Origin of the sequence: Streptomyces sp. NPDC088194 (genome assembly GCF_040702025.1) — a bacterium.
In the GTDB taxonomy this organism is placed as follows: domain Bacteria; phylum Actinomycetota; class Actinomycetes; order Streptomycetales; family Streptomycetaceae; genus Actinacidiphila.
The window spans coordinates 20,352-46,897 of the sequence record NZ_JBFBIV010000024.1; the positions used below are offsets into that span (position 1 = coordinate 20,352).

A 26,546-nucleotide genomic window follows, 5' to 3' on the forward strand; every position below is an offset into this window, starting at 1 on the left:
GGTCGACCTTGACGTTCATAACGGTGCTACTCCCCTTCCACGCGCATGATGCTGGCCACGCCGCGTACGGTGTCGAGTTCGCGCAGACTGGCGACGGTCGCCGAGAGGGCGGCGTCCGTCGCACGGTGGGTGACGACGACGAGCGATGCCTCGCCGCCCTCGCGCTGCCCGCCACCGCTCTGCTCGACGGCGGCGTCGTCGCCGCTGCCTTGGTTCCTGCCCTGCTGGCGCACCGTGCCGATCGACACGTCGTGCTCGGCGAACACCGTCGCGACCTGAGCCAGGACGCCCGGTTTGTCCGCCACGTCAAGGCTGATGTGGTAACGGGTGACCACATCCCCCATGGGGCTGACCGGCAGTCGCGTGTACGCGGACTCGCCTGCTCCGATGGTAGCGGCGAGTTTGTTGCGGCAGGCCGTCACCAGGTCGCCGAGAACGGCGGAGGCGGTGGGCGCGCCACCGGCGCCGGGACCGTAGAACATCAACCGGCCGGCCGCCTCCGCCTCGACGAAGACGGCGTTGTACGCCTCGCGGACCGAGGCGAGGGGGTGGCTGAGCGGGATCATCGCCGGGTGCACCCGGGCGGTGACCGAGCGGCCGTCGGTGCTGCGCTCGCAGATCGCGAGCATCTTGACCGTGCAGCCCATCTTGCGCGCGGAGGCGATGTCGGCGGCGGTCACCTCGGTCAGGCCCTCGCGGTGCACGTCGTCGATGGTGACGCGGGTGTGGAAGGCGATGCCGGCCAGGATCGCCGCCTTCGCGGCGGCGTCGAAGCCCTCCACGTCGGCGGTGGGGTCGGCCTCGGCGTAACCGAGCGCGGTGGCCTCGTCCAGCGCCTCGCTGTAGCCGGCGCCGGTGGAGTCCATCTTGTCGAGGATGAAGTTGGTGGTGCCGTTGACGATGCCCAGCACCCGGTTGACCCGGTCGCCGGCCAGCGACTCGCGCAGCGGCCTGATCAGCGGGATCGCGCCGGCCACCGCGGCCTCGTAGTACAGGTCGACGCCGTGCTCGACGGCCTTGGCGTGCAGGCTCGCGCCGTCGGCGGCGAGCAGCGCCTTGTTCGCCGAGACCACCGAGGCGCCGTGCTCGAACGCGGTGGTGATCAGGGTGCGGACCGGCTCGATACCGCCGATCACCTCGACCACGACGTCGATGTCGCCGCGCTTGACCAGCGCGGTGGCGTCGGTGGTGAGCAGTTCGGCGGGAACGCCGTCGCGCACCTTGTTGGGGCGGCGGACCGCGATCCCGGCCAGCTCGATCGGGGCACCGATCCGCGCGGCGAGGTCGTCCGCCTGCGTCGTGATGATGCGCGTGACCTCGGAGCCGACCACACCGCACCCCAGGAGCGCCACCTTCAGCGGACGCGTACGCATCATCCGACCTCGTCTCTCGTCAAACGTCTCACTCGTCGAACCCTCCGGCCGATCCCGCCGGGCCGGGCTGCGCGAGCAGGCTCTCGCGCGGTCGGGCGCGGGCGCGCCCGCACCTTTGAAAAGTCCAGTCTCACGCACCGGACGGGAGAATCCACGCCCTGTCCGGATCGCGAGACCGTCCGGGCGAACCTTGAGATTTTCCGCCCGCCCGGCGATCTTCCACGAATTGCGTGGGCAACCGGCGGCGCCCACCGCAACTTCCGTCTCCGCGCGCCCTGGTAGCCCACCGCTGCGCGCGCCGGCCTCGTCCCGGCGCGCGGTTGCCGCGCCCCCTGCTGGTGCCCCTCCTGTCGCGGAGGGACCCGTACACGCTCAGGAGCGCGTGGGGGGCACTCCCCCTGGCCCTGGCTCCGCCGGCGGCACTCCCACCCAGGCGAAGCTCTGGGGGGAGAACGGCGCGAACAACCGCCCACCGACAGGTGGTCGTCCCTCAGCCGGCAGAACCACCTGCCCCGGCGGGTCAAGGGCGCCCCCGCACGGGGTCAGCCGACGTCGAGGCGGAGCAGGTCCTCCTCCGTCTCGCGGCGGACGATCACCCGCGCCTGCCCGTCCGCGACCGCGACCACCGGCGGCCGCAGCGCGTGGTTGTAGTTGCTGGCCATCGCCCGGCAGTACGCCCCGGTCGCGGGCACCGCGATCAGGTCCCCCGGCGCGAGGTCGGCCGGCAGGAACGCGTCCTTGACCACGATGTCCCCGCTCTCGCAGTGCTTGCCGACCACCCGCGCCAGCATCGGCTCGGCCGTGCTGGTGCGCGAGACCAGCGCGACGCTGTACTCGGCGTCGTAGAGCGCGGTGCGGATGTTGTCGGACATGCCCCCGTCGACGCTGACGTACGTCCGCAGGCCGTCGAGCGGCTTGATGGTGCCGACCTCGTAGAGCGTGAACGCGGTCGGCCCGACGATCGCCCGGCCCGGCTCGACCGACAGCCGCGGCGGGGTCAGCCGCGCCGCGTCGCACTCCCGCGCCACGATCTCGCCGAGCGCCTTCGCGATCTCCTGTGGCTCGCGCGGGTCGTCCTCCGGGGTGTAGGCGATGCCCAGGCCGCCGCCGAGGTCGATCTCCGGCAGTTCCACGCCGTGCTCGTCGCGGACCTCGGCCAACAGCGACACCACCCGGCGGGCGGCCACCTCGAACCCGGCCATGTCGAAGATCTGCGAGCCGATGTGGCTGTGGATGCCGACCAGGTCGAGGCTGTCGAGCTGGAGCACCCGGCGCACCGCCTCGGCGGCCTGCCCGTCGGCCAGGCCGATGCCGAACTTCTGGTCCTCGTGCGCGGTCGCGATGAACTCGTGGGTGTGTGCCTCGACCCCGACGGTCACCCGGATCTGCACCCGCTGCCGGCGGCCCTGCCGGGTGGCCTCCGCGGCGACCCGGGCGATCTCCTGGAAGGAGTCCAGCACGATCCGGCCGACGCCCTCGCGCACCGCCCGCTCGATCTCCGCGGCGCTCTTGTTGTTGCCGTGCAGCGCGATCCGCTCGGCGGGCATCCCCGCCGCCAGCGCCACCGCGAGTTCGGTGCCCGAGCAGACGTCGAGGTTCATGCCCTCCTCGTGCAGCCACTTCACCACGGCGCGGGAGAGGAACGCCTTGCCGGCGTAGAACACGTCGGCCTCGTGCCCGAAGGCTGCCCGCCAGGCGCGGCACCGGGCCCGGAAGTCGGCCTCGTCCAGGAAGTACGCGGGCGTGCCGTACTCGGCGGCGAGGTCGCGTACGTCCAGCCCTGCGACCTCCGCGGCGCCGTCGGCGTTACGGGTCACGGTGCGCGACCAGATCCGCGGGTCGAGGGAGTTGAGGTCGGCGGGCGGGCCGGCGTAGTGCCCTTCGGGCAGGACATCGGCGTGGCGGGGGCCGGCGGGGTGTGCGGAACGGCTCACTTCGGGACTTCCTCGGGGCGTGCGGGCGGGGGTTCAGGTCGGTCGGGGTCCACGTCCGGCCGGGGTCAGGCCAGACCCGGTCCGGGGTTCGGTCCGGTCAGGCCCGGGGTTCCGTCCGGTCAGGCCCGGTCGGGGGTTCAGATCCGGTCGGGGGCGCTGATGCCGAGCAGGTGCAGGCCGTCCGCGAGCACGATCCCCGCCGCGTCGGTGAGGCGGAGCCGGGCCGCGTGGACGGCCGAGGGTTTCTCGTCACCCTTCGGCAGTACGCCGCACTCGTCGTGGAACCGGGCGAACGCGTCGGCGAGCCGCTCCAGGTGCCGGGCGACCCGGTCGGGGCCGCGCCGGCGGGCGGCGCTCTCCACCACGCGCGGGAAGTCGGCGATCAGGCCGAGGAGTTCGGTCTCCGCGGGGTGGTGCGAAGGGCTCGGTGCGCCCGGGGACGCCGGCGAAGGGCCGCCGCCGTCGACCGGAGCGGGATGCGGGCCGGCCTCTTCGACCGTACACGTGTCCGCCGCGTCCGCCTCGCCGTCGGCCGGCATGCCCAGGTCGTGGGCGTTGCGGAGCAGGGCGCGGGTGCGGGCGTGGGCGTAGCGGACCCGGAACAGCGGGTTGGCCTCGCGCTGGGCGAGCAGGGCGGCGCGGGCGGGGGCGTCCAGGCGCGGGACGTCCTCGGCGGGCGGGCGGAGCAGGGCCCAGCGGGCGGCGTCGCGGCCGAGGGCGGATTCGAGGGCGGCGAGGGTGAGGGGGGCGGTGGGGCCGGTGCTGAGCTCGGCGGGGGTGGCGCTGAGGTCGGCGGGAGTGGCCGGTTCGGCGACTTCGAGGGGCTCGGGCGGGGTGTCCGGGGCGGCCGGGAGTGCGCCGGCGGCCCGCAGCAGGACGTTCGCCACCTCCGCGACGAGCGTGCCGCGTACGGCGCCGTCGGTCGCGGCCACGGTCACCCGCTCGTCGGCGAGCCCGTCGCCGTACCCGTATCTCTCGCGCTCCTCGCGGACCCTGCGCACCACCACGTCGTACGCGCGCGAGCTGAGCGTGATGTTCAGGAAGCCGGCGCCCGCGATCTGCACGCCCGCGATGCCGGGCTCCCGGGCGAGCCGGCGGCGCAGGATCTCCGCGACTTCCCGGGCGGTGCGTCCGGCCGGCCCGGCCAGCTGGAGTGCCACGTTCGTGGCGTAGTCCCCGCAGCCGGGGCGGGGCGGCCGCTGCACCACCACCTTCTCGGGCACCTCCACGGCCAGCTCGGCCGCGTCCACGGCACGGCGCACCGTGGTCAGGACGGTGCGGGACAGCTCGGCGGGGGTCACGGGAAAAGCGTAGGCGAGGGAGGGGGTGGGGAGGCGAGCGGGTTTACGGCCCGGCGTGTGGGCCGGGGCACGGTGGGAGGCGCGCTCAGGCGCCGGAACCGGGTCCGGGGGTGGCGGCGGCCTGGTCCTGGGGCTGGTCGGGCGGCTGGTCCGCGCGGTGCTCCCCCGGCACTCCGGACGGCGGCCCGGGTTCCTCCGGCGCCTCGACGGGGCGGGGGCCGCGCCGGACCAGCCGGCGCACCGTCTCCACGAGCAGCGCGGGCTCGAACGGCTTCGCCAGATACGCGTCGACCCCGCCGGGCCCGCTGACCGCCTCCGGCAGGTTCCCCGCGCTGATCATCACGATGCCCACCTGCCGCGTCCGCGGGTCCGCCCGCAGCCGCATCGCGGTCCGCGCTCCGTCCAGCCGGGGCATCACCACGTCGAGCGTCACCACGTCCGGCTGCACCGAGTGCACGATCTCCAGGCACTCGGCACCGTCAGCCGCGGTCACCACCTCGAAGCCCTCCAGCTCCAGGTTGACCCTGATCAGTTGCCGGATCACCCTGTTGTCATCGACAACAAGCACCCGGCCGGACGCTCCCGCCACACCCGAAATCGTAGGCGCCCCCCTCGCGATGCGTCCGCGTTTTGCCCATTTCTTCCCCGCGACGGGTGAACCCGGCCCCCACCCACCGGCCCTCCCCTCGCACCCCCGAAACCCCGTACACGTCCACCCTCCCCAACCTGCTAATGTTCTTCCCGTCGCCCCCGTAGCTCAGGGGATAGAGCAACGGCCTCCGGAGCCGTGTGCGCAGGTTCGAATCCTGCCGGGGGCACACCTGAAAAGCCCGTTGACCTGCGGAAACGCAAGTCTGACGGGCTTTCATTTTTGCCAAGACATATGGCCAGTGAGGCCGTTGCACTTTTCGCCACGCACCATCGAGCAGGCCGCTGACCAGGCACTTTCAGACGCGAGTGGTTCATCGACCACCCAAACGAGGGGCACTTTCGGCAGCCTGTGGCGTATTCGTGACGCGGAAGGAAGACCGCCGGGCAGGACGCCCAGGGCGCATACGAGCGAGACGTGCCGCCGGTAGACCCTGCTGGAGCGCCTTGAAATCCCGGCTGTCTTGCTGCGGAAACGGAGTTCGCATCGTCACGGAGTGCGACGGCGTCAGCCGCGGCGAAGGGTCGCGCTACTCGTAGTCGCCCAGGAATTTGTCGATGCGGTCATCCGCGACCGTCTGGCGCCCGTAGAGACACTTCGCATAGGTGCGCAGCAGCGTCTCGACGGTGTTGCCGGCTCGTTCGGCGACCTCGGTGGGATCCACTCCCGCGTTCAGCCACGTCGACAGCGCCGAGTGCCGCAGGTCGTACGCGCGAGCAACAAGAGGCGATTCCACCAGATCCGGTGGGAGCGCCAGCACGCGCGCGTCTCGCAAGGTCGTGCAATAGCCGCTGGAACCCAGCACCCGCCCCCGCTCGGTGAAGAACATTCTTCCGTCGGCCGCCGTGCCGAACGTATCGACGCTCTGCCTCCAGATCGTCACCAATTGTGGCGGCAGTGGCACCACACGAACCGCTCCGCTCCTCCGGCTCTTCAGACCGCGCTCATCATGGTTACGGCCGCTGTCCGTGTACTTCTTGCCAGCTTGCGGACGAGTCTCATGCAGCACGAACCGGCCCCAGCCGTGAGCCGGCAGAACACAGTCCTGGTACTTCACGGCCACGGCTTCCTCGGGCTGCAGACCGGCGTAGTGCATCCCCGCGAAGAACCCCACCAGCCGCCGCCCCCGAGCCCGCCCGTACAGCCCCACGTACGACAGGGCGTCCAGCAACGAGCGCGCCTGGCCTGGATTCACCAGAACTCGCGGATCGACCTCCTCGTCGTCCCTCGGCGCCTGCCAGCGGATCTCGGGAGTCAGGTCCTCGCCGGCGCCGCCCCCGCCGAACGCGTAGCCGACCGCATTCACCAGCGCTTTCCTACCGTGGCGTTGCGTGCTTCCCGGCACCGCAGATCCATCCGCTCGAACGCTCAGCGACCGGATAACCCCCCTTCATCACTTCCGGATCCAGAAGATCGTCCACGGGCCGCGTCGCCCGAGCCACCCAGCGCAGCGCCACCCGTTCGTCGCCCGGCACCTCCCGGTTCGCCGGACGCGGCACCACATACGCCCGAAGCCGCAGCGCCCGGCGCAACAGCTCCTCGTCGGGCCGCAGCGTCCGTCCTCTGATCATGGCCAGCGTGATGGCGCACAGTCCCTCGTTGTCTTCACAACGTGTCTTCGCCGCGGTCTGCCGCCAGCGCACGTCCATGTACTCCAGCGCGAAGTCATACCAACTCCGTCCAGCAAAAGGCGAACTGCGACGACCGGCCACGGCAACCCCAGGGCCACCGCCCGCACCGGCTTCGCGCCTCACAGCGCTCACCAACTCAACCGCCAGCTCATCGGCCACGCGCCTGACACTCGCCGACGTGCCTCTGCTGCGCCCACCGCGCCCGGCCTCCCTGGGCGCTTCCCCGCACTCACCTTCCTGGCACGCCCTGCCTCATTCCGCATGACGCTCGCCGCCTCTCTACCTGTTCAACGATCGACGCGGAGGAGTCGTGCCGCTTACCCGGGATCCGCCGACCAAACGATCAGTCGGCGACGATCCAATAGCTGACCGTTACAGCGCAACGCCATACAGGACCGCCTCCCGCAGGCTCGCCTCTCCCCGGCCGCGCGGGGCATACTGCATGTATGCAGCCAGGGGTGCGTTACGCGGACATCCGCCCGTACACGGTTCCCGAGTCGCTCAGCGAGTTGGCCGGGCCGACGAGCGGGATCGTCAGCCTGCCCCTGAGCCTGGACTGGTCCCAGCAGAGCCGCTACGACCTCGCCATCGACAAGGACAGGCGTCGCCTCTACGAGACAGTCATCCGCGAAGCTATGGACGTCACTGAGCTGCGTGGATTCCTCGACGAAGGATTGCTGCTGCGTCTGTGGCCCTCGCTCTGGCTCCCCGTACGCGCGAAATCGCTGTGGCAGGAGAGATTCCCCCAGCTGAGGTCTGCTGCCGCCGCATAGTGTGATCCGCATGGACCACCTCCACGCCCGTCTGACCCGGATCGCCCTGGCGGCCGCAGCCGGGGACGGCTTCGTACTCGCCGGCGGATACGCCGTCCAGGCCCACGGCATCTCCGCGAACGTTGACCCTCCGCACCTACACGGCCAAGGCGAACAGGAACGCCACGTCTGGCATTTCTGTTAGAACTGGCGGACGCGGCCCAGTCCGCCCTCAACCGGCCTGAGTGGCGCGTCACGTCCACTCGTCGGCTTGCTCCTCCATGTGCCTTAGCACTCGCTGGACAGCCGCCTGGAGCCGGTCCGGCGGGTAGCCGTGCCTGCGCAGCAGCCGCAGCACACGCGCCACGACGCGGTCCCGGGCCTGGTCCTTCAGCCGCCAGTCGACCGTGGTGACACTCCTGACCTGGCCGTACAGCTCGCGCGCGAGCCGGGCCAGGACCGGCTCCCCCATCATGTCGGTCACCAGCGGGTCGACCACGAGCGCGTCGTAGAAGGCGAGTTCGTCCTCCGTGAGGTCCAGCCGCCCCGCCCGCTCACGGTCGTCGGACACCTCGCGGGCCAGGCCGACCAGGGACGCCATGACCTCGGAGGCCGTTACCAGGCCGTTGGCGTAGCGGTCCACGGTCTGCCGCGTCCTCCCGGTGAGGGCCTCCTGGCGGACGACGTTGTCCGGGTGCGCCTGCCGGATGTCCCGGAGCAGCGTGCGGCGCAGCGCCTCGACGGCGAGGTGCGGGCGCCGGCTCGCCCGGAGCCGGTCCAGCAGGGCGTCGTCCGGATGGGAGAGGTCCGCTCCGGCCAGGCCGGCGGCGTCGTACAGGTCGGCCGGGCCGCCGGTGTCGTCGGCGGACGCGGCCAGCTTCTCCCGCGCGGTCCGCACGGCCTCGAAGAAGCGGATGTCCGGCAGCAGCTCCCGCACACGGGCGTCCGCCGGGCACAGCGAGAACGCGCCGCGCATGAGGTCCACGTACCGCGTGAACCGGTCGCCGCGCCGGGCCGTTCCCGGCGGCGAGCCGGGCTCGGGGGCGGCGAGGTGGTCCAGTGCCGCCGTCACGGCCTCCCGGTACGCGTCCGGACCGCTCCCGTCGCGGATCTCCCGCCACGGGCAGCCGGCCAGGACGTCCAAGAGCCGCCGGTGGTTGTCCCGTACGGTCTGCACCGCGTGCGCGACGTCCGTGACGGATGCCCCGCTGTCCCGCTCCTGCCCGGTGGCGTCGGCCAGCACCTCGGCGAGCCGCCGGCCGACGCCGCGGTAGTCCACGACCAGGCCGGACGGTTTGCCGTCCCACCTGCGGTTGACCAGGGTGACGGCCTCCAGCAGCGCGGGGCCGCGCATCGGCTGGTCCAGGTAGAGGGTGTGCAGCGGCGGGGCGTCGAAGCCGGTCAGCAGCAGTGACCGGACGATGACCAGTTCCAGTTCGTCGTGGGGGTCCACGATCCGCTGCTGGATCGTCGCCGGCCCTCGCGGCGTGCGGACATGGTCGGTGATCTCGGGGGAGTCGCCGGGATGCCTCGTGACGGCCACCCGGACGCGCCCGTCGGTGTCGGACAGGTGCCCGGTCGCGGGGTCCCGCCTGCCGGACCACTCCGGCCGCAGCCGCATGAGGGCGTCGAAGAGCCGTGTCGCCGCCAGCCGTGTCGAGGTCACCACCATGCCCTTGCCCGGCCGGCCGGTGAGCTTGGCCATCTCGGCGCGCCGCACGTCCCAGTGCGCGAGGACGTCCCGTGCCAGCGCCTCGGTCCGCGCGGGGGAGGCGGCCAGGTCGGCGGCATCGGGAACGAAGCCGACCTCCAGGTCGGAGCCGAAGTCCAGGCCGGGTTCCAGGTCGTCGGGCGGCGTCGGGAGCGGGCGCGACTCGTAGAAGACGGGCACGGTCGCGCCGTCGTCCACCGCCTGCGCCAGGTCGTAGGTGTGGATGGTGTCGCCGAACACGGCGTGCGTGCGGCCGTTCCGGTCGTCCGCCAGGGTGCCGGTGAACGCGATGAAGGTGGCGTTCGGAAGTGCCTCGCGCAGGTTGAGGGCGTGCCGAGCGCTCTGACCGCGGTGGGCCTCGTCGACCACGACGATGAGGTCGCGGCGGGCGGACAGCAGGGGGTGGCGGGCGCCCGCGTCGTGTTCCTCATGGGTGAGGCGGAACTTCTGCACGCTCGCGAGGACGACGCCGCCGCGGGCGTCGCCCCGCAGCAGCTGCCGCAGCTGCGTCGTGTCCTGGGCCTGTACGACACGGCCGACCGCCGCCGTCAGGGTGCTGCTGGCGGTGAAGGTGCTGTGGAGCCGGTTGGCGAGTTCGAGCCGGTCGGTGAGGACGACGAACATCGGATGCGGCAGTTCGGGCGCCCGCGCGGCCTTGCCGACGTAGAACAGCATCTCCTGGCTCCGGCCCGCGCCCTGCGCGTGCCGGACGACCCCGGCGCGGCCGTCCGTGGCGACGGCGGTCTCGGTGGCGCGGACCGCCGCGTTGACGGCGAAGAACTGATGGGCCCTGGCGAGGGTGACGGCGTCCACCGCGCCCGTCCGGCGTGCGGAGTACGAGAGGAAGTTAGCCACCAGATCGAGGAGCCGGTCGGGTGCGAAGGCGCCGGTCAGCATCCGCTCCAGGGCGCGCCCGTCACGCCGTTGCTCCCGGCGCAGCAGCGTGCCGTCGGGATCGGCGTGCCAGGGCGCCATGTGCTCCCAGGCGGTGAACGGGGTGCCCATCCGGGCGGTCGCGCCGTCGGAGACGAGCGTCACCAGGACGTGGGCGAAGGTGTCGGTCTCCGTCAGTTCCCTTCGGTAGGACTGCACTTGGTCGTACGCGTCCCGTGTGCCGTCCCCGGTGCCGGCCCGTTTCAGTTCGACGAGCGCGAGCGGCAGGCCGTTGACGTACAGCACGATGTCGAAGACGGCGGCGCGGCCCTGGGCACTGCGGACCCTGACCTGGCGGGCGGCGAGCAGGTCGTTGGCGTACGGGTCGGCGAAGTCGACCGGGCGTACCACCGCGTGCCGCTCCCCGCCGGCCGCCGCGTCCTGGTAGCGGACGGCGACACCGCTGACCAGCCGCTGGTGGAAGTGGTGGCTCTCGCCGAGGTCGTCCCCGGCGGCCCGCTCCAGCAGGCGGCCGACCGCGTCGTCCACGGACGGCCCGGGCAGGTGCGGGTACCGCCTGGCGATCGCCCGGTGCAGGCGCGGCCGCAGGACCAGGTCGTCCCAGCCGCTCCGCTCCCCGGAGGACGGCCCCAGCTCGGCCCCGTCGACCGGCCGCCAGCCGTACTCGCCGAGCAGTTCCAGGGTGTGCCCCTCCAGCTCCTGCTCGGTCGGCCCGGCGGTGCCCGCGCCGCGCTCGCTCATCCGGCCCCCCCCACCGCACGGGCCGCGTCCCCGACCGGCACCCGGCCGGAGACCAGTCCGGGGAGCAGGGTGTCGCGCAGTGCCGCGAGGGTGTCGTTCTCGGCCGCGGCCTGCGCCGCGCTCGCGTGCAGGGCCTCCAGCCTCGCGGACAGCCCGGCCCGCTCGCCCTCGGCCGGAAGGGGGAGGGGCCAGTCGGGCATGTCCCCCAGCGGAAGCCGGTCCACGGTGGCGCCGTGAAGGGTGCGGCGGCCGATCTCGTCCTGGAACGCGGGGCTGAGGTAGGCGTGCAGGAGCAGCGCGCCACCCGCCGAAGGGGTCTTCGCCCGCAGGAGTGCCATCCGGCGGCCCAGGCAGGCGCGGACACCGGGGGGCATGAGCGCGGCATGGCCGAGCCGGGTCTCGTACGAGAACAGCACGTCGCCGGTTCGCGGCTGGACGCGCCGGGTCCAGCGCGCGAAGTCCTCCTCGGACAGGTGGGCGGAGGCGGCCAGGTCCAGGCGGCCGGCGTCCAGGCTGCTGATGCTGAGGAACCACGGGCCGGACGCGGTCTTCACCGGCGTGGCGTGCGGGCCGTCGTGCAGCTCCGCGACCTCGCCCAGCTGGGCCGGAGGGCCCGCCGGCGCCACCGCGAACGACGCGTCGGCCAGCTCCAAACAGGTGGCGGCCGTGCGCGCGTTGGCCGCGATCTTGTCGTCCAGCGCCCCGAGGACTTCGGCGACGGCCCGCTGCTCGGGCAGCGGCCGGGCCGGGACCGGGAGACCGCCGAGGACGTCCGGGGTGACGTGCGGGACGCCCGTGGTCACGGCACGGGAATGCAGGAGCGCCATCATGGCCGGGTCCCGGAAGCAGTAGTAGAGGAACCTGGTGTCCGCGCGGTCCGGGTCCACCCGTATCCGGGCCTGGGCCGGTGACAGGACGTACCGTTCATGGATTTCGGCGGGCACGATTCCCACCTGGCCGAGCGTACCGCGCTGGGTGAGGACGAGGTCGCCGGGAACGGCGAGGTGGCGGGCGAGTGCCCCGTCCGCCGCGGCGGCCGGGACGAAGACGAGGCCGGCCGACGAGAAGTACCCGTCGCCGGCCAGGTTCTGGCCGCGGATGACCGGAACCCCCTCCGGTACGAAGTCCCGCTTTCCGAGGCGGGAGCCGAGCGGTCCGCCGACGAGGCCGTCCGGCGCGGCGAAGTCCTTCAGGGGCCGCGTGCGGACGGCCGTCACGACACTCTCCGCAACTGCGCGTCGACGACCCTGGCCAGCCGCTCGGACTCGGCGAACTGCTCGCGCAGCAGGGCGGTCAGCCGGGCGACCCTCGCCTCCGGCGGCTCGGCGTCCGGGTCCGCCGCCGTCTCGGCCGCGCCGACGTAACGGCCGGGGGTCAGCACGAAGTCCTGCTCGGCGATGGCGGACAGCGGCACGGTCGCGCAGAGGCCCGGCACGTCCGCGTACGGGCCGGCGCCGGGCTCGCCGCGCCAGGCCCGGACTAGGTCGCCGATGCGGACGATCTCCTCGTCGCTCAGCGTCCGCAGGGTGCGGGCCGCCATGAACCCCAGCTCCCGGGCGTCGACGAACAGCACCTCGCCGCCGCGTTCCCGCGCCCAGCCGACGCCCCGCCCCTTGCCCTCGGCAAGCAGCCACACGCACGCCGGGATCGCCGTGGTGCGGAACAACTGGCCCGGCAGCGCGATCACGCAGGCCACCAGGTCCGCTTCGAGCATCGCCCGGCGGATGTCCCCCTCACCGGACTGCCTGCTGCTCAGCGACCCGTTGGCGAGCACCACGCCCGCCCGCCCACCCGGGGCGAGCTTGCTCGCGGTGTGCTGGAGCCACGCGTAGTTCGCGTTGTTGACCGGCGGGGTGCCGTAGACCCAGCGCCGGTCCATCGCGAGGAAGTCGCCGCCCCAGTCGGAGAGGTTGAACGGCGGGGCGGTCAGCGCCACCTGTGCCTTGAGGTCCGGGTGCCGGTCGTCGCGGAAGACGTCGGCCTGCCCGCTGCCGAGACCGGCCTCGATCCCGTGGACGGCCAGGTTCATGTGCGCCAGCCGCCAGGTGGTGGCGTTCCGCTCCTGGCCGTAGAACGCCACGTTCAGCCGGTCGCCGCCGTGGCGGCTGACCGAGTGCGCCGCCTGGACGAACATGCCGCCGGAGCCGCACGCCGGGTCGTACACCCGCTCGCCCTCCCGGGGGCCGAGGACTTCCACCAGGAGCCGGACCACACTGTCCGGGGTGACGAACTCACCGCCCCTGCGCCCCTCCGAGGCGGCGAACTGGACGAGGAAGAACTCGTAGACCTCGCCGACGAGGTCCGTGTCGACGGGACCGCCGGCCTGTTCCTGGAACACCACGCGGTCGAGCAGCTCCACGAGGTCGGCCAGGCGCCGCCCGTCCACACTGCTGTCGGCGTAGATCTTCGGGAGGGTCCCGAGCAGGGCCGGGTTGTAGCCCTCGATCGCGCGCATCGCGGAGTCGATCGCCTCGCCGATGCCGGCCCCGCCCCCCGCGCCCCTCGCCAGGTCCACCACGTTCTCCCAGCGGGCGGCCGGGGGTACGTAGTAGACACCGGAGCCCGTGTACTCACGGCGCTCCTCCAGGGTCGCGAGCAGATCGGCCTCCTCCCATCCGCCCTCCGCACGCAGCTCGGCCTCCAGCTGCCGCCGCTTCTCGGCCATCGCCGCGGACACGTACTTGAGGAAGACCAGGCCGAGCACGTAGTGCTTGTACTCGGCGGCGTCCAGGCTGCCGCGCAGCTTGTCGGCGGCACGCCAGAGGATGTCCTTCATCTCCTCCGGGGACCGCTTCTTTCGTGGCGGCACAGGTGCCTCGCTTCTCTCGTGTCCGACGTCGTGCTTCCCCCATGGGACCACCGGCTACCGGCTCGGCCGCCGCCGCAACGCCAGCGCGCCGTCGGCGACCCCGGCGGCCAGGCGCTCGGCCAGCGCGTCCAGCGCGTCCAGTTGGCGCCGCACCTCGGCGCGATGCCGGTCGGTCTCGACGAGGACGGCCTCCAGTTCGGTGATCTCCTCGGGCGGCAGCTGCGGCAGGTCCATGTCGCGTACGCTCACCCGCCGCACCAGCGAACCGCTGCCGCGCTGCTGGTTCCTGGGTGCGGCCAGCAGCCGGGCCAGCGGGTGTGGGCCGATCCACAGGCTGCCCGGCCGGACCGGCCCACCCGCCGCCCGCTGCTCCTGGTGCTGCGCGTAGGCGGTGATGCGCAAGCCCTGCACCGGTGCCAGCAGGACGCAGCCGCCCGCGTCGTCCACGTGGGTGCGCACCCCGTGCTCGGTGAGCAGCAGGACGTCGCCGCGCTCGGTCACCGCAGCCTGCGGGTAGCCGGCGAGCGTCTCCAGGGCGATCCGTCGCCGGCCGATGGGCAGGGTGCCCAGCATCTCCTCCCGGCCGATGATGACCAGGCCGGTGTCGGTGACGTCCTCGGCCCGGATGCGGTGGCCCGGGAGGAGTTTCAGCTGGCCGGCCCGTACGTGCTCGTCGAGCCTGCGGTGAAGGACGGGGCCCTCCCGTTTGGCGATGCCCAGACCGCCGATCCATTCCCGCAGGTCAGGCAGCGCCGCGGCGGCCTCCCGGCGCGCGTCCAGGGACGCCCCGAAGTGGTCGAGCCCCCGCTCCGGGGAGGCCAGCCGGTGGGCGGGCAGCAGCGAACCGCCGTCCAGCAGGTGCTCGTCGCGCGGGCCCGCGGCCGCCACGGGAAGGTCGCGGGCCTCCTCGGACGCCGGGGCGTCCGCCGCGCCCAGCGCCTCGGCGACGCCCTGCGTCCAGCGCTCCCCGAGCCCCGTGCGCAGGGCGATCCGGTCGCCGTCCACTAGCCGCACCCGGCCGCGGCGGCCGGGCTCGGCGTCCCGCCGCAGGACGAGCAGGGCCAGCTCCGCGCCGGTGCGGAACGGGTGGATGCGGCGCGGGAGCTGGACGATCCCGGCGACCGCGTCCTCCAGGAGCAGGTACTCCCGCAGGTGGACGTTCGGGCTGCGGACGCCCGTCCGCCGGCGGACCAGGGTCCACGACGGCACGACCACATACGCGGTGCCGCCGGGCGCGAGCAGTCGCACCGCCTCGACGGCCCGGTTCAGCGGCCCGTCATCGGCCGTCTCGCGCTCCCCCGCCGCGTAGGGCGGGTCGGCGACGACGACGTCGGCCGCCGCGCACCCCTCGGCCCGCAGGGCGGGGACGTCGGTGTGCAGGCCGATGCCCCGGACGCCGTGCGCCCGCAGGCGGTGGCCGAGCAGTTCGCGGCGCAGCCCGTCCGGCTCGACCGCGGTGATCCGGCCGTGCCGGGCGTGGTCGAGGGCGAAGAGCAGGTCGCCCGTTCCGGCGTCCAGGCTGATCACGGAGGAGCCGGCGGCCGTACGGCGGACCAGGGCGGCGACCAGGTCCGCGACCACGGCCGGGGTCGCGTCCATCGCCAGGTCGGATTCGAGCCGGCCGACCAGGCCCAGTACGGCGTCGGCGGCGGCGCCCGGCGTCGGCGTACCGGCCAGCAGCTCGGCCACCGCCTGTTCGAGCTGTCCGGCCTGTTCGCGCCCTCCGGGCTCCCGGCCCGCGGCCGGGTCCGGCCGGTCGCCCGCGGCGCTGTCGGCGATCACGGCCAGGGCGGACCTGATCAGCGTCTCCGCCGGGACGCCGTCGTGTTTCAGCGCGACCAGCCGCCGCAGCCGCAGGGCCGCGCGGAAGCGGTCGCCGTACGTCGGCGTACGTCCGTCGTCCTCCCGCTCGGCCTCGGGGACGGGCCGGGCGTCCAGCCACTCGGCGACCTCCTCGGCGTCGAAGAGCGGCTTGCTCTCGGTGCCGCCCATGGCGGCCGGGAAGGACACGTGGCGGCGGCGCCAGTTGCTGACGGTGGGGCGGCCCACACCGGCGAGTTCCTTGATCTCGCCGAGGGTCACCGGCTCGAACCGGTGCGTACGCGCCTGCCGGGCCCCTTCGCCCGCCTCGCTCACCTGGCTCACAGCCGAATCTCCTCCTCTCCGGACAGGACCCGCGCCTTACGGGCCAGCACCTGCGGCACTTGGCCGAACTTCTCATGCAGCGCGGCCGTCTCGGGGCTGACGTAACCCATCAGCGTGAGTGCGGCGGCGAAGCGGGCCTCCAACGGTAGGTGGAAGATGCGCTCGTGGTGGGCGACCCGATTGCGCAGCTCCAGAAGTTTCTTCAAGTCACGGTGCAGTGTGTCGCGGCGGACGCCATGCGCCCGGAATAGGTGCTGGAGCGACGCGTTCCACAGCTGCATCTCGTAATGGCGCCCCTCGCCCCTTGCGAAGAGGCCGACCCAGAAGCCGAACGACAACTGCGCCACGATGTCGCAGGGAGCATCCGGCCTGCGCATCGTGCGCAGCTTGTCTCGGGCATCGGCGATGTTGCCCTGACCGACCTGGTGCAGTCGGATGCGCCGGTCATTCCACCAATCGTCCCGGCGGTACTTGCCCGTGAGTTGTCGGTGGACGGCGTTGCGATAGCAGATCTCCAGGTCCCGCAAGACGCTGTATAAAGCCCGGCTGACCTCGGCATCCCACGCGTACAGGCGCAGCGCCACCGTGGCGTCGTGCTCGGATACCGCTAGGAACGGTTGAAAACGCTCGGCCGACATGGCCCGTACCAGTTCCTGCTCATCGCTCCGCATGGCTACGCCCCCTGTGTCCGACGCAGATGGCAGGTAGCTGTGCTAAACTCTTCTGCGTACGCCTTGGAACCTCTGTCACTGCACGTGGTTGCACACAGCCCGAGGCAATAAGCACGATCTGGCTCCCTGCCCCGAGGTCCGCCCGCAGCGATCAGGCGGACTCCGGGGCATAGCTGTATCCCGGGACACAGCCGTTGAGGCTGGGCGACGTTCACCACTTCGACCAAGGCCAACGATAGCAGCGGCGCTGCCATCAATGCCAAATTTTCAGGTACCCACACCTGAGAAGCCCACTTCTCAGCAGAAGCGTGGTTCGGGTTACGCCTGCCTGACCGCCTGGAACGCGCCACCCGCGGCACGCTACGAACGCGACCGCCCAGGCAACTCGTCCACGTCTCGACATCAGGAAACTCGGCAACATCCCCGACGGCGGCGGCCACAAGATCCACGGCCGGGCAGCCAGCTCGCGCAATAGTTTCGCCCACCGCGGTCCCACCGTGCCCCGCAGAATCCACGGCCGCCCCAACCTGCGCTACTCCTACCTGCACACCACCGTCGACGACCACTCCCGCCAGGCCTAAAGCGAGATTTACCTCGACGAGACGTAGCAGACCGCTACCCCCTCCTGGACCCGCGCGCAGGCGTTCTTCGCATCCGCCGGGATCAACGTCGAGCGTGCCCTGACCGACAACGGCTACTGCTACCGCTCACGACTTGGCGCGACATCCTGGCAGCGGTCGGGATCACCCACAAGCGCACCTGGCCCTACCGGCCCCAGGCCAACGGCAAAGTCGAGCGCTTCAACCGCACCCTGCTCGACGAATGGGCCTACGCCCGCCCCCACCGCTCAGAGACCAAACGCCGCGAAGCCTCTGCACGATGGCTCCACACCTAACCACCACCACTGCGAACACACCGCCCTGGGCGGTCACCCACCCGCCACCCGTGTCCCGAAGCTCACAGGGCAATACACCTGGCCATCCCGGTCGGACGCATCTGCGGCGTTTGCCCTCCCATTGCGCTTCCGGTCGGCTATAACCAGGTCCTGGCGGAATAGATCAGGGTGGCTGTCGAACCTCCTGTAACTACGCGGAGAGGGCCTCGGCCGGGTCTCAGAACAGCGCCATGCCTCAGATGTGCTGTTGAGGAGCGGCGAGCTGCCAGCGTTGGGGGAGCGGTTCTAATGACGATCAGGCGAAGGAGCGTGTTGGGCCGGTGTTCGTGTGGGGAGGGGCGGGGGCGTGAGCGGGCAGGGAGAGTCTTTCGAGGCGTCGGCGTCTGCGGTTGGGTACGTGTACCAGTTCCGCCGGGCATTGCTCTCATGCGTCGAGCAGCTCCGGGTGGGCATCGACTGGAGTCTTGCGATCGAGGCCGGCGACGACATCGAGGTGCAGGCAGACCAGCAAACTGGCTTGTGGCAGCTCAAGCACCGTAAGCCGGGTACGCGGCTGACCGATTCCAGCACGGACCTGTGGAAGACACTGCGGATCTGGTCGACGGCCCTGAACTCGGGCACAGTCCATTTCGACACCACGGACCTGTTCTTGCTGACAACCGCGGACCTGGCGGAGGGCAGCGCCGCCTCCCTTCTGCAGCCGACCTCCTCCGGAGTACGCAACGAAGCCAAGGCCCTTGAGCTGCTACAAGAGGCGCGGACCGCTTCCACCAGCGACACCAACGCCAAGGCATACAAGGCATTCGACCAGCTCAATCCTGCTCAGCGCGCGCTCCTGCTGTCGCGGATCCAAGTACTGGGGAAGGCGCCCGATATCGACCAGGTCAAGGACCTCCTGCGCGGAGAAGTCGCCTTGGCCGTCGACCGGGGCCTGGCAGACGCCTTCATCCAACGTATGGAGGGCTGGTTCCTCCAGCGCGCCGTGCAGCAGATGCGCAGCCCAGCGCCGAATCCGATCAGTGGCGCCGAGTTCGACGAGGCATTCACTTCGCTGCGTAACCAGTTCCGACCGGAGAATCTGCCCATCGACCTGGACGTGGCCTCGCTCACCGGCACCGTGGATGACCACGCCGACAAGGTGTTCGTCTCCCAGTTGGGCCTGGTCGGCGTGAGCGAGGCTCGCATCCGCATCGCAGTCCGCGATTACCTGCGAGCCTACGAGCAGCGGTCGCGCTGGCTGATCGAGAACCTGGTGCAGCCCGGCGAGATCGGGCGGTACGAACAGCGTCTGGTAGAGGAGTGGGAGATCAAGTTCGCGATCATGGAAGACGAACTGGGTCCCCACGCCGTCGAAGAGGAGAAGCGGCTGCACGCTCGCCGCATCTACCGGTGGGTGGAGGAGTCTGCACGGTTCCCGATCCGCCCGCAGTGCGACGAGGCGTTCTTGACCCGAGGCTCGTATCAGATGCTCTCCGACGAGCAGCGTGTCGGCTGGCACCCCGACTTCGTCAGCCGCCTGATAGCCCTGCTTGAACCGGTGACGGCCTCATGACGACGCCCCTCACGTTTTCACTCAGCCGCGAGGAGCGGGCACTGTACAACGACGCCTTTATGGCACTGGTGTGCGCCCGTGCTGTGCAGGGGCATCGCATGCAGTATCAGCAGCGTCCCTGCCCGGTCGCCATCGCCGTTACCGCCGCGGTGATGGCACTGCAGCCAGCAGTGAGAGAAGTTCTCCCCACGACGCTGAACGCGAACTTCCCAAAATGGGTTGGTGACCATCCAGCCGTGCGCGTGCTAATGACCCGCAGTGCCACCGCCCTGTCCGCGGTCGTGCGCCCGGGTCTGCTGTTTGCCCTGCAGACAGGTGTTCTGGCGCTTGAGCCGCCCGGACGGCTGAACCTTCCTGGCCGCCGGATTCCGGCCACGATCAGCGGCGAATCCGCACAAGTCGTCTCCGTCCAGAAAGCCGCCTACCTGCTGGGGCGATGGCTTCCCAGCGCCGGCAGCACGAGCACCGCACTGACATTGCTTGGAGTTAGGCCGTGACCTTCCAGATTGCTTCGGTGACCGTCTACGGCCGAGGGGCCGACCAGGTTCGCACCTTGTCGTTGCGGCCCGGTGAGCTCAACATCGTCACCGGGGACTCACGGACCGGCAAGACGTCCATCTGGACCATCGTCGACTATTGCTTGGGCAGCACGGACTATCCGGTGCGGGCTGGAGTGGTGCGTGACTACGTGGCTGTGTACGCGGTCACCCTCCTACGGGACGGCCAGCAGGTGTTCGTCGCGCGCCCCGCCCCCGAGACGGGCTCAACAACCGCACCCCGGCTGCACGTGGCCTTCCAGTCCGCCGACACTGCGGTGCCGGCCAAGAGCGCCCTCGAATTCGCTGTGCCGCTGGACACCGCCCGGGATCTGCTCTCGGATTTTTGCGGCATCGACCGTTCGGTCGCGATTCCGGCTTCGGGCGGGACCACGCTGATACCTTCCATTCGCCACACCCTCTTCTTCTGCCTGCAAGCCCAGAACGAAGTCGCCAACCCCGACCATCTCTTCCACTCCCAGGGCCAGGAATGGCGTCCGCGGGCGATCCGCGATGTCCTGCCCTACTTCCTTGGCGCCGTCGATCCCCAACAGGCCCTGCTGCGCAACCGTCTGCGACTGCTGCGCGCGGACCTCAAAGCCACGCGGTCGCGGCTGGAGGAGGCAGCCCGTGCCACACCCGCCTCTGGCCAGGCCCTGGCACTGCTGACCGAAGCAGCCGATGCCGGTCTGCTGGAGTCGCCGCCACCAGCTGAGCCTCCCTTGGAAGAGGCGCTGCGCCTCCTGGGCGAGGCCGCTGAGCAGGGGCCGGCCCGCACCGAGCCCCCTGGACCCGATGATCCGGCCGCGGAGCTGGATGCCGAGCGCCGACAGCTACGCGCGCGGTTCGGGCAGACACGCGCTCGGATCAGCGACCTGAAGCAGAATCTCAGCGAGAGCAGCAGCTACCTTGTCCAGGCCGCGGACCAGCGCGAACGACTGGCCTCGCTGAACCTGCTGCGCCTGACTCCCGACGGCGAAAACGACAGGTGCCCGGTCTGCGAGGGCCAGGTGACCCCGGCCCGTCAGACGATGCAGACCATCCGCGCGGATCTCAGCCGCCTAGAGGCCGATGTCGCGTTCGTCAACAGCGACACCTCGCAGATCCAGGCCATGCTGGCCGACGAGGAGGGGACACTTCGCGCCCTGCAGACAGAACTGAACCGCAACCGGGAACAGGCCGAGGAACTGCTCGCCGGCCAGCGGGCCGCAGCCCGGTTCGCCGATCACGCGCTGCGAGCTGCCACCGTCCAGGGCAGGATCAGCCTATATCTGGAGAACGCGGCGCGAGCTGAACGCACCACCCCGGTCATCGACAACCGCGACGACCTCATGCGCCAGATCGACGAAGTCGAGCGCGCCCTCAGCGAGGACAGCCAAAGCGACCGCTTGGCGAGCAGCATCTCCCTGATCAGCTCAAAAATCTGGGATAAAGCCCGCCGGCTGCATCTGGAGCACTCTCAGCATCCGATACGGCTCGACATCCGTCGCCTGACCGTAGTCGCCGACACTCCCACCGGCCCTATCCCACTGAGCGAGATGGGAAGCGGCGAGAACTGGGTCGGCTACCACGTGGCCGCCATGCTCAGCCTCCACGAGTGGTTCGCGGAGCACAGTGCGCCCGTCCCCCGCTTCCTCATTCTCGACCAGCCCTCACAGGTGTACTTCCCCTCCGACTACTCCGGCACCGGCATCGAGCTGGCCGGCGAGGACCGCGCCAACTTGCTCCGCGTCTACACCGCCATCCAGCAGACCGTCGAAGAACTCGAAGGCGGCTTCCAAGTGATCGCCATGGAACACGCCGACCTCGACGACGACACATTCCAGTCCGCCGTCCTGGAACGCTGGCGAGCCGGCAGAGGAGCTCTCGTCCCCTACGAGTGGATCACCGACGCCGCTGCCGAATGAGACGCCAGGGATCGCGGACCGCGCGATGTCGCCGACGCGCTGACCATAGCTTTCCCCGCTACCAAAGCCCTCGAAATCGCTCGCAAGGCGCACTATACGGGTTCCTCGAAGTCATTGCCCGCACCACGGGGCACCGGCCACCCGCGCGATAACTGAATTGACGTGACATGCCGATCCTCCGCAAAGCCGATGCAGGCGTCATCAAAGCGGCCTGCAACACCGCCCCGATGCCCAGCAGAGCCTGGTCGCCCACGTATTCCGCTTCTACGCCCGCACCAGAGCCCACTTCCCGGATGCCCGCCACCAGCCATGGTCCGCCTTACCCGGCTCGATGACGAGCACTACTGTGGACAACGATGTCGAGGGACTGAACGATCGGGAAGCACGAGCAAAGTCGCCTCTTGTTACCGAATGGGCGATTAACATTCAGGACCCGATTGTCACGGGGCGGGGCAGCTCTCTGTTTGCACGCAGGAAGCCCTGCACTTGCTCCATATGAGACGAGAAACCCACAGGACTGTGATCTGCCAGCAGGTCAAGGTGGTCTGCGGGCCAGTCTTCCGGGGTCCCGCGAAGGAGAACCAGCCTCTGGTTAAATCCGTAGTCGGCTTTATCGATCCTCTGGACGAGCGACAGAGCGTGGTCGATTCCCGCGTCGGCGGCTTGGATGAGGACGGGCCGTTGCGGGGCGTCCACTCTTGCGGTGGGACGCACCTCTGAGCCGAGCGGCAGCTTGATAATGGGCCGCCGGGTGTACTGATAGTGCCCACTATCTAGGAATTCATACAGCTGCCGAATGAGCTTGCTTTCCCGCTCCGGAACAGCCAGGTATCGAAGGCCGTCGGCGGTGAGCATGGCGCTTGCAATGTCGGAGGCGAGCTGTTCGGCTTGTCTTACCGGGCGGCGGCCCACGATTCGGCCGTCTACTTCACGGAGCTTGAATGAGGCCAGCAGCTCGGCCCACGCCGTGGCCGCCCTGGTGGTCCCCCAGACGTCGACGCCTGCGTCGGCGAGCCGGGTAGCGGTAATTCCTCCGTCGCTTGCCAGTGCGTCATCATCGGACACACGGATCAAGACAGTGACTCCATCACCGTCAGCGAAGTACTGGCGCCCGGTCAGGGCGACGGTGCCGGATCTGCCGCCTGGGGCCATGTGCCAGCACTTCAAGACTTCAGCTAGTCGTTGATCGACGAATGCTGGAGTGCTCACGGGTAGTCCTCCAGTCCGTCGAAGGTCGCTTGCGTGGCGGGGAGGGCCGGCGGCACCCATGCGTAGTTTCCCCCAATGGTCATCTTGCACTCAGCGATGAAGTCCCGCACCACGCGTTCGTACTCTTCATCCATACTGGCGAGGGTGGCGTTGGCGATCGGGTCAGGTGCGTGACGTATGTCGTCCGGGGCGTACACCTCACCGTTCCCTGTGTCCACGCTCCATTTGTGCTTGTGTGTGCGGGTGAGGTAATCCTCGCCCGCGCCACGGTCTCGGTGGGTGCCCCGGATGTCGAGTCGCCTCAGACACGCTTTGCCCGTCGGATGCAGCAAGAGCAAGCTGTAGTCCCACGGCAGGTCAAGGCCGATCCTCACACGCAACTCCAGACGGCACGAGAGATCGATCTTGATCGGAGCCGAGGCTTCGACATGGACGGCCGCGCTCGTCTTCCTCGGCACGTTCTTCTGCTTCCAAACCAGCGGCGTGTTCAGTGCTCCTCCTACCGTGCCGCTGAGGATCTTCTCTGCCAGTGCATCTGTCATTTCATCGCCAGGCTGCACCTGCCCCCCTTCCCCACATGCAAGGAAGTGAGGATACCGCCCCCAGAAGCTTCAAGACGGCGGCCCGAGGACATAGGTACGTGGGACTCCCCCGTTATATGGACATGGCGTCAGCGACGCGCCGTATACAAGGTCAACACGACCCGGTGGTTCGCGGAGGCGAGTCATGCCTCCGTCGAGAACTCGAGAGGGCTGCCAGCAGGTCCCGGGCCTGATGGAGGTTGATCACCGACCGCGGATCGACCGACCTGGCCTGCTTCGGCACCCGCCAGCGGATGACTACCCAGCTTCCCCTGCTTCATCGCGTAGTAGAGGAGTTCACCAGGACTTTGCGCTTGCGCCGCACCGTCTCCGGTGCCGCCGGGTTCCCGGCGCGATTGAGGCCCAACGCCCCCAGGGCATTGCGGGCCAGGACCGGGTCGTGGAGGTCGACCAGCGGCCTGGATGCCTTCGCTACCCACGCCTGGACCAGCCGGTCTCGAGCGGGGATGTCGTGCTCGCTCACGCCAGCGCCCAGGAACGCAGCGCTCGGTGCAGTGCCTCACCGCTCTCGTTGCGCGTCGTTGCCGCCCGCCCCACCCAGTGATCCCGCGCATAGGTGACAGCGAACGCGTACCAGGTCAGTTCCGACGGCCCCCGTGACCCGTAGGGTCCCGGGCTGGACGGAGCCAGTCCCACCCGGATCGCCCGCGCGAGTCCCGCACCGAACTCCCCCGCCGCCGCGGCCAACCCCGGCCGCGCTCTGCCTGGACGTCGTGCCGGAACTCCCGCCCCTGCTGGCGGCCGATCACCAGGCCGCCCACCGCCCCGGCCACCCCGCCCTGCACCAGACGCTGCACCATGCCCATTCCCGCACGCCGAGGAGGCAGGACTGCCCACCACGCAAAGCCGCTATCCGCACCGCTCCCCTAACGGCCCAACCCCGACCCGCGGGTGTCCCAGTCCTGCCGGCGGAAACCAAGGTCACCCAGCGCAACCATCAACCGCCCGCGCCTCATCGCACTCCTGCACGCCCCCCAACGCCGGTCCCAGTCAGGGACTGCCAGCGGCACCGGGACGGGTACGAATACCGGACGACTGACCAACACGGGCAACCTGACAGCCCCTCATATGCGAGTTCGAAGCAAGTGGCGTATTTGTGGCGCGAGTCCCATGACGAATCGTCAGATAATGCTCTGACCTGCGGAAACCTCTGGGACTGTCACGGCCTCCGGAGCCGTGTGCGCAGGTTCGAATCCTGCCGGGGGCACTTCGCAGAAGGTGCCGACAGACCCCGCCACCAGCGAAGTTGCTGGGTGCGGGGTCTTTGTCTTTGTGCAGGCGGATGCGGGCGAGGGCAGCCGTCTGACAGTGAGCCTCTTCGAGATGGCCACCGATCGGGTGAAGCTCTGCGAGCCGCAACGAGCGAGGCCCCCGGGCCGTTGATCGAGATGTCTGATGTCTCAATCACATTGCTCGGGGGCCTCGTTGGTCATCCATCCTTCCGCACTCGACCTGCCGCATGCGCTCGTCGAGTGGGTCACCATGCTGATTGTCACCCGTGAGGGCGACCGGCGCTGCAAGCTGCGTCCGTCTCAGCGCGCGATGGTGGCACTGGTGTACCTGCGCGAACACACCACACTGGCGAAGATCGCTGCCGGGTTCGGGATCGGTGAGTCGACCGCCCACGCCTACATCAGAGGGGTCGTCGACCTGCTCGCCGAACGCGCACCCGGCCTGCTGAAGACGCTGCGCGAGCACGATCCTGACTTCGTCCTCCTCGACGGGACTCTCGCCGAGTGCGACCGGGTCGGCGACGGCCGGGCCGACTACTCCCACAAGCACCGGCGCCACGGCGTTAACGTGCAGGTCGTCACCGATCCCGGCGGCCGGCTGCTGTGGCTCTCGACCGCCCTGCCGGGCCGCACCCACGACCTGACCGCTGCCCGCACCCACCGGATCATCCGAATCTGCGAGCGCCAGGGCGTTCCCATCGTGGCCGATCTCGCCTACCAGGGCGGCGGCCCCTGGCTGACCACGGGCATCAAACGCAGGCCCCTGCGGGAACTCACCCCCACCGAGAAGACCGGCAACCGTGCCCTGGCTGCGACACGGGCACCCGTCGAACGCGGCGTCGCCCGTCTGAAGTCCTGGCGGATCTTCCGCAGATCCCGATGCAGTCCAAACCGCATGACGTCAATCGCCAAGGCCGTCCTCACCCTGGAGCTGCAACGCTGAAGAAACTCAGTTGGACGAGGAGGCACTCGGGCGGGCCATCGCGGTGCATCTCGGCATGCCCGGGTTCGGGGAGATCGCGGGCCGCACCAGCACTACCGGCGGCCCTGCCAGCCGCCCCAGTCCCCGGGTGTGACCTAGACCACTTCAGACTGACAAAAGACCAGCTCACAGGTTACCCGCTAAGACGGGAACGAGAATCTTGCTCCGGCGTGACGGACTTCGCGCCTCGGCTGCGTCTTCACCGTGACCGCCCACTTCTTCGGCGGTCATCGGACTCGGGCCCCACTGGGCACGGGGTCCGAGGCGATCAAGAGAAAGGAGGGCGCCGTCGATGACCTCAATCGGCGACTCCTTCCACCTGCACCACCCTTCGACGTCGACTCGACGAGCGCACGGCAGGACCAGCCAGGCCCTGCCCGCTCGGACGGCCGATACCGAAGGCGCGACCGCCCGGCGGGAACACCACCGCTCGGGCACGGACACGGTCCACCCGGAACCGAGGCAGGCCGCCAGCCCTGCCTCCGCTCCGGAGGGACTCGCATGAGCGAGATCCTCGACGGCTCCCAGGAAGACTTCGAACTCTGGTGTCGCCAGAATGCAGAGTCTCTCCTGAGAATTGCCTATAGATCCGCTCGCAACCCTGTCACCGCTGAGGATGCAGTTCAAAAGGTCCTGTTCAGATTCTGGAGACACTGGGGCACGTTACGGCTCCGGGAATCTGTGAAGACCATCCCTGGATATGCGGCCCGGGCCGTGATTAATCAGCTTCGCTCGATAGAGAGAAGCGATATCAGGGACCGCGAACGCCTGACGGAGTGGCTTCGCAGTGAGGCAGAATCAATAGACGGCGATATGTACTCGGAAGTCGAATGGGAACTCGGCATCCCGCAGATTCTGGGGAAGCTGAATCCCACGTGGAAGTTGATTATCCAACTGCGCTACCTGGAGAAGGCGACCTTCTCCGAGATCGCTGATCTTCTGGGTATCTCAGAATCAACGGCCAGACGTTACGAGAAGCTTGCACGAGAAGAAGTAATGAAAGCCGGACAAGAATGAGCG

General features: G+C 70.0%; 19 protein-coding genes, 1 tRNA gene and 1 pseudogene. 8 read left to right on the forward strand and 13 right to left on the reverse strand.

The window, feature by feature from the left end; all coding sequences use genetic code 11:
• Positions 1-26 precede the first annotated feature (26 nt).
• The 4 genes from AB0399_RS15570 to AB0399_RS15585 all read right to left on the reverse strand — a co-directional run bounded on the left by AB0399_RS15570 (position 27) and on the right by AB0399_RS15585 (position 5,197).
• Complete coding sequence (locus tag AB0399_RS15570) at positions 27-1,376, reverse strand: homoserine dehydrogenase (RefSeq protein WP_328469595.1); 1,350 nt, start codon at positions 1,374-1,376, stop codon at positions 27-29.
• Positions 1,377-1,915: 539 nt separating this feature from the next.
• Positions 1,916-3,307 carry a diaminopimelate decarboxylase gene (gene lysA / locus AB0399_RS15575; RefSeq protein ID WP_329364542.1) on the reverse strand — a complete coding sequence of 464 codons (1,392 nt, stop codon included), beginning with the start codon at positions 3,305-3,307 and terminating at the stop codon, positions 1,916-1,918.
• 137 nt (positions 3,308-3,444) lie between these two features.
• On the reverse strand, positions 3,445-4,608 hold the full coding sequence (nrtL, locus tag AB0399_RS15580; protein WP_366411624.1) for an ArgS-related anticodon-binding protein NrtL: 1,164 nt from the start codon (positions 4,606-4,608) through the stop codon (positions 3,445-3,447).
• An 85-nt stretch (positions 4,609-4,693) separates the two neighbouring features.
• Positions 4,694-5,197, reverse strand: a complete 504-nt coding sequence (locus tag AB0399_RS15585) for a response regulator (protein WP_329364545.1) — start codon at positions 5,195-5,197, stop codon at positions 4,694-4,696.
• A 157-nt stretch (positions 5,198-5,354) separates the two neighbouring features.
• On the opposite strand from AB0399_RS15585, the gene AB0399_RS15590 reads away from it, so the two are divergent.
• Positions 5,355-5,426, forward strand: a tRNA-Arg gene (locus tag AB0399_RS15590).
• 360 nt (positions 5,427-5,786) lie between these two features.
• On the opposite strand, the gene AB0399_RS15595 is transcribed toward AB0399_RS15590, so the two are convergent.
• Positions 5,787-6,563 carry a hypothetical protein gene (locus tag AB0399_RS15595; protein WP_366411625.1) on the reverse strand — a complete coding sequence of 259 codons (777 nt, stop codon included), beginning with the start codon at positions 6,561-6,563 and terminating at the stop codon, positions 5,787-5,789.
• Positions 6,564-6,573: 10 nt separating this feature from the next.
• Entirely contained in the window at positions 6,574-7,047 is a 474-nt protein-coding gene (locus AB0399_RS15600) for a hypothetical protein (RefSeq protein WP_366411626.1), read from the reverse strand.
• A 287-nt stretch (positions 7,048-7,334) separates the two neighbouring features.
• On the opposite strand from AB0399_RS15600, the gene AB0399_RS15605 reads away from it, so the two are divergent.
• A complete protein-coding gene (locus AB0399_RS15605) occupies positions 7,335-7,661 on the forward strand; it encodes a hypothetical protein (RefSeq protein ID WP_093736221.1) in 327 nt (108 codons plus the stop codon).
• A gap of 232 nt (positions 7,662-7,893) precedes the next feature.
• Here AB0399_RS15605 and AB0399_RS15610 read toward each other — a convergent pair whose 3' ends face one another.
• The 5 genes from AB0399_RS15610 to AB0399_RS15630 all read right to left on the reverse strand — a co-directional run bounded on the left by AB0399_RS15610 (position 7,894) and on the right by AB0399_RS15630 (position 16,611).
• The gene (locus AB0399_RS15610; RefSeq protein WP_366411627.1) at positions 7,894-10,986 is read right to left on the reverse strand and encodes a type I restriction enzyme endonuclease domain-containing protein; all 3,093 of its coding nucleotides are present in this window, start codon (positions 10,984-10,986) and stop codon (positions 7,894-7,896) included.
• The gene (locus tag AB0399_RS15615) at positions 10,983-12,203 is read right to left on the reverse strand and encodes a hypothetical protein (RefSeq protein ID WP_366411628.1); all 1,221 of its coding nucleotides are present in this window, start codon (positions 12,201-12,203) and stop codon (positions 10,983-10,985) included. The genes AB0399_RS15610 and AB0399_RS15615 overlap by 4 nt, the downstream gene beginning before the upstream one ends.
• A complete protein-coding gene (locus tag AB0399_RS15620) occupies positions 12,200-13,762 on the reverse strand; it encodes a class I SAM-dependent DNA methyltransferase (RefSeq protein ID WP_366411629.1) in 1,563 nt (520 codons plus the stop codon). The genes AB0399_RS15615 and AB0399_RS15620 overlap by 4 nt, the downstream gene beginning before the upstream one ends.
• Positions 13,763-13,849: 87 nt before the next feature.
• On the reverse strand, positions 13,850-15,940 hold the full coding sequence (locus tag AB0399_RS15625) for a hypothetical protein (protein WP_366411630.1): 2,091 nt from the start codon (positions 15,938-15,940) through the stop codon (positions 13,850-13,852).
• Positions 15,937-16,611: a hypothetical protein gene (locus AB0399_RS15630; protein ID WP_366411631.1), complete on the reverse strand. Its 675-nt coding sequence runs from the start codon at positions 16,609-16,611 to the stop codon at positions 15,937-15,939. Before AB0399_RS15630 ends, AB0399_RS15625 begins: the two co-directional genes overlap by 4 nt.
• Positions 16,612-17,006: 395 nt before the next feature.
• Here AB0399_RS15630 and AB0399_RS15635 point away from each other — a divergent pair.
• From AB0399_RS15635 to AB0399_RS15650, 4 genes and pseudogenes are all read left to right on the forward strand, one after another.
• Positions 17,007-17,561, forward strand: a pseudogene (locus AB0399_RS15635) (integrase core domain-containing protein); the annotation flags it as partial.
• A gap of 291 nt (positions 17,562-17,852) precedes the next feature.
• Positions 17,853-19,058, forward strand: coding sequence for an ABC-three component system protein (locus AB0399_RS15640; protein ID WP_366411632.1), 1,206 nt, complete (start codon positions 17,853-17,855; stop codon positions 19,056-19,058).
• On the forward strand, positions 19,055-19,555 hold the full coding sequence (locus AB0399_RS15645; RefSeq protein WP_366411633.1) for a three component ABC system middle component: 501 nt from the start codon (positions 19,055-19,057) through the stop codon (positions 19,553-19,555). The genes AB0399_RS15640 and AB0399_RS15645 overlap by 4 nt, the downstream gene beginning before the upstream one ends.
• Positions 19,552-21,501, forward strand: coding sequence for a DUF3732 domain-containing protein (locus AB0399_RS15650; protein WP_366411634.1), 1,950 nt, complete (start codon positions 19,552-19,554; stop codon positions 21,499-21,501). The genes AB0399_RS15645 and AB0399_RS15650 overlap by 4 nt, the downstream gene beginning before the upstream one ends.
• Before the next feature lie 426 nt (positions 21,502-21,927).
• Here the strand turns inward: AB0399_RS15650 and AB0399_RS15655 are convergent, their stop codons facing one another.
• On the reverse strand, positions 21,928-22,710 hold the full coding sequence (locus tag AB0399_RS15655; RefSeq protein ID WP_366411635.1) for a hypothetical protein: 783 nt from the start codon (positions 22,708-22,710) through the stop codon (positions 21,928-21,930).
• Positions 22,707-23,252 (reverse strand): hypothetical protein, encoded by a 546-nt coding sequence (locus AB0399_RS15660; RefSeq protein WP_366411636.1) that lies wholly within the window; start codon positions 23,250-23,252, stop codon positions 22,707-22,709. The genes AB0399_RS15655 and AB0399_RS15660 overlap by 4 nt, the downstream gene beginning before the upstream one ends.
• A gap of 1,485 nt (positions 23,253-24,737) precedes the next feature.
• On the opposite strand from AB0399_RS15660, the gene AB0399_RS15665 reads away from it, so the two are divergent.
• Both AB0399_RS15665 and AB0399_RS15670 read left to right on the forward strand, forming a co-directional pair.
• Positions 24,738-25,487 carry a transposase family protein gene (locus tag AB0399_RS15665; RefSeq protein WP_366411637.1) on the forward strand — a complete coding sequence of 250 codons (750 nt, stop codon included), beginning with the start codon at positions 24,738-24,740 and terminating at the stop codon, positions 25,485-25,487.
• A gap of 540 nt (positions 25,488-26,027) precedes the next feature.
• Positions 26,028-26,543 (forward strand): sigma-70 family RNA polymerase sigma factor, encoded by a 516-nt coding sequence (locus tag AB0399_RS15670; protein WP_366411638.1) that lies wholly within the window; start codon positions 26,028-26,030, stop codon positions 26,541-26,543.
• Positions 26,544-26,546: the final 3 nt, after the last annotated feature.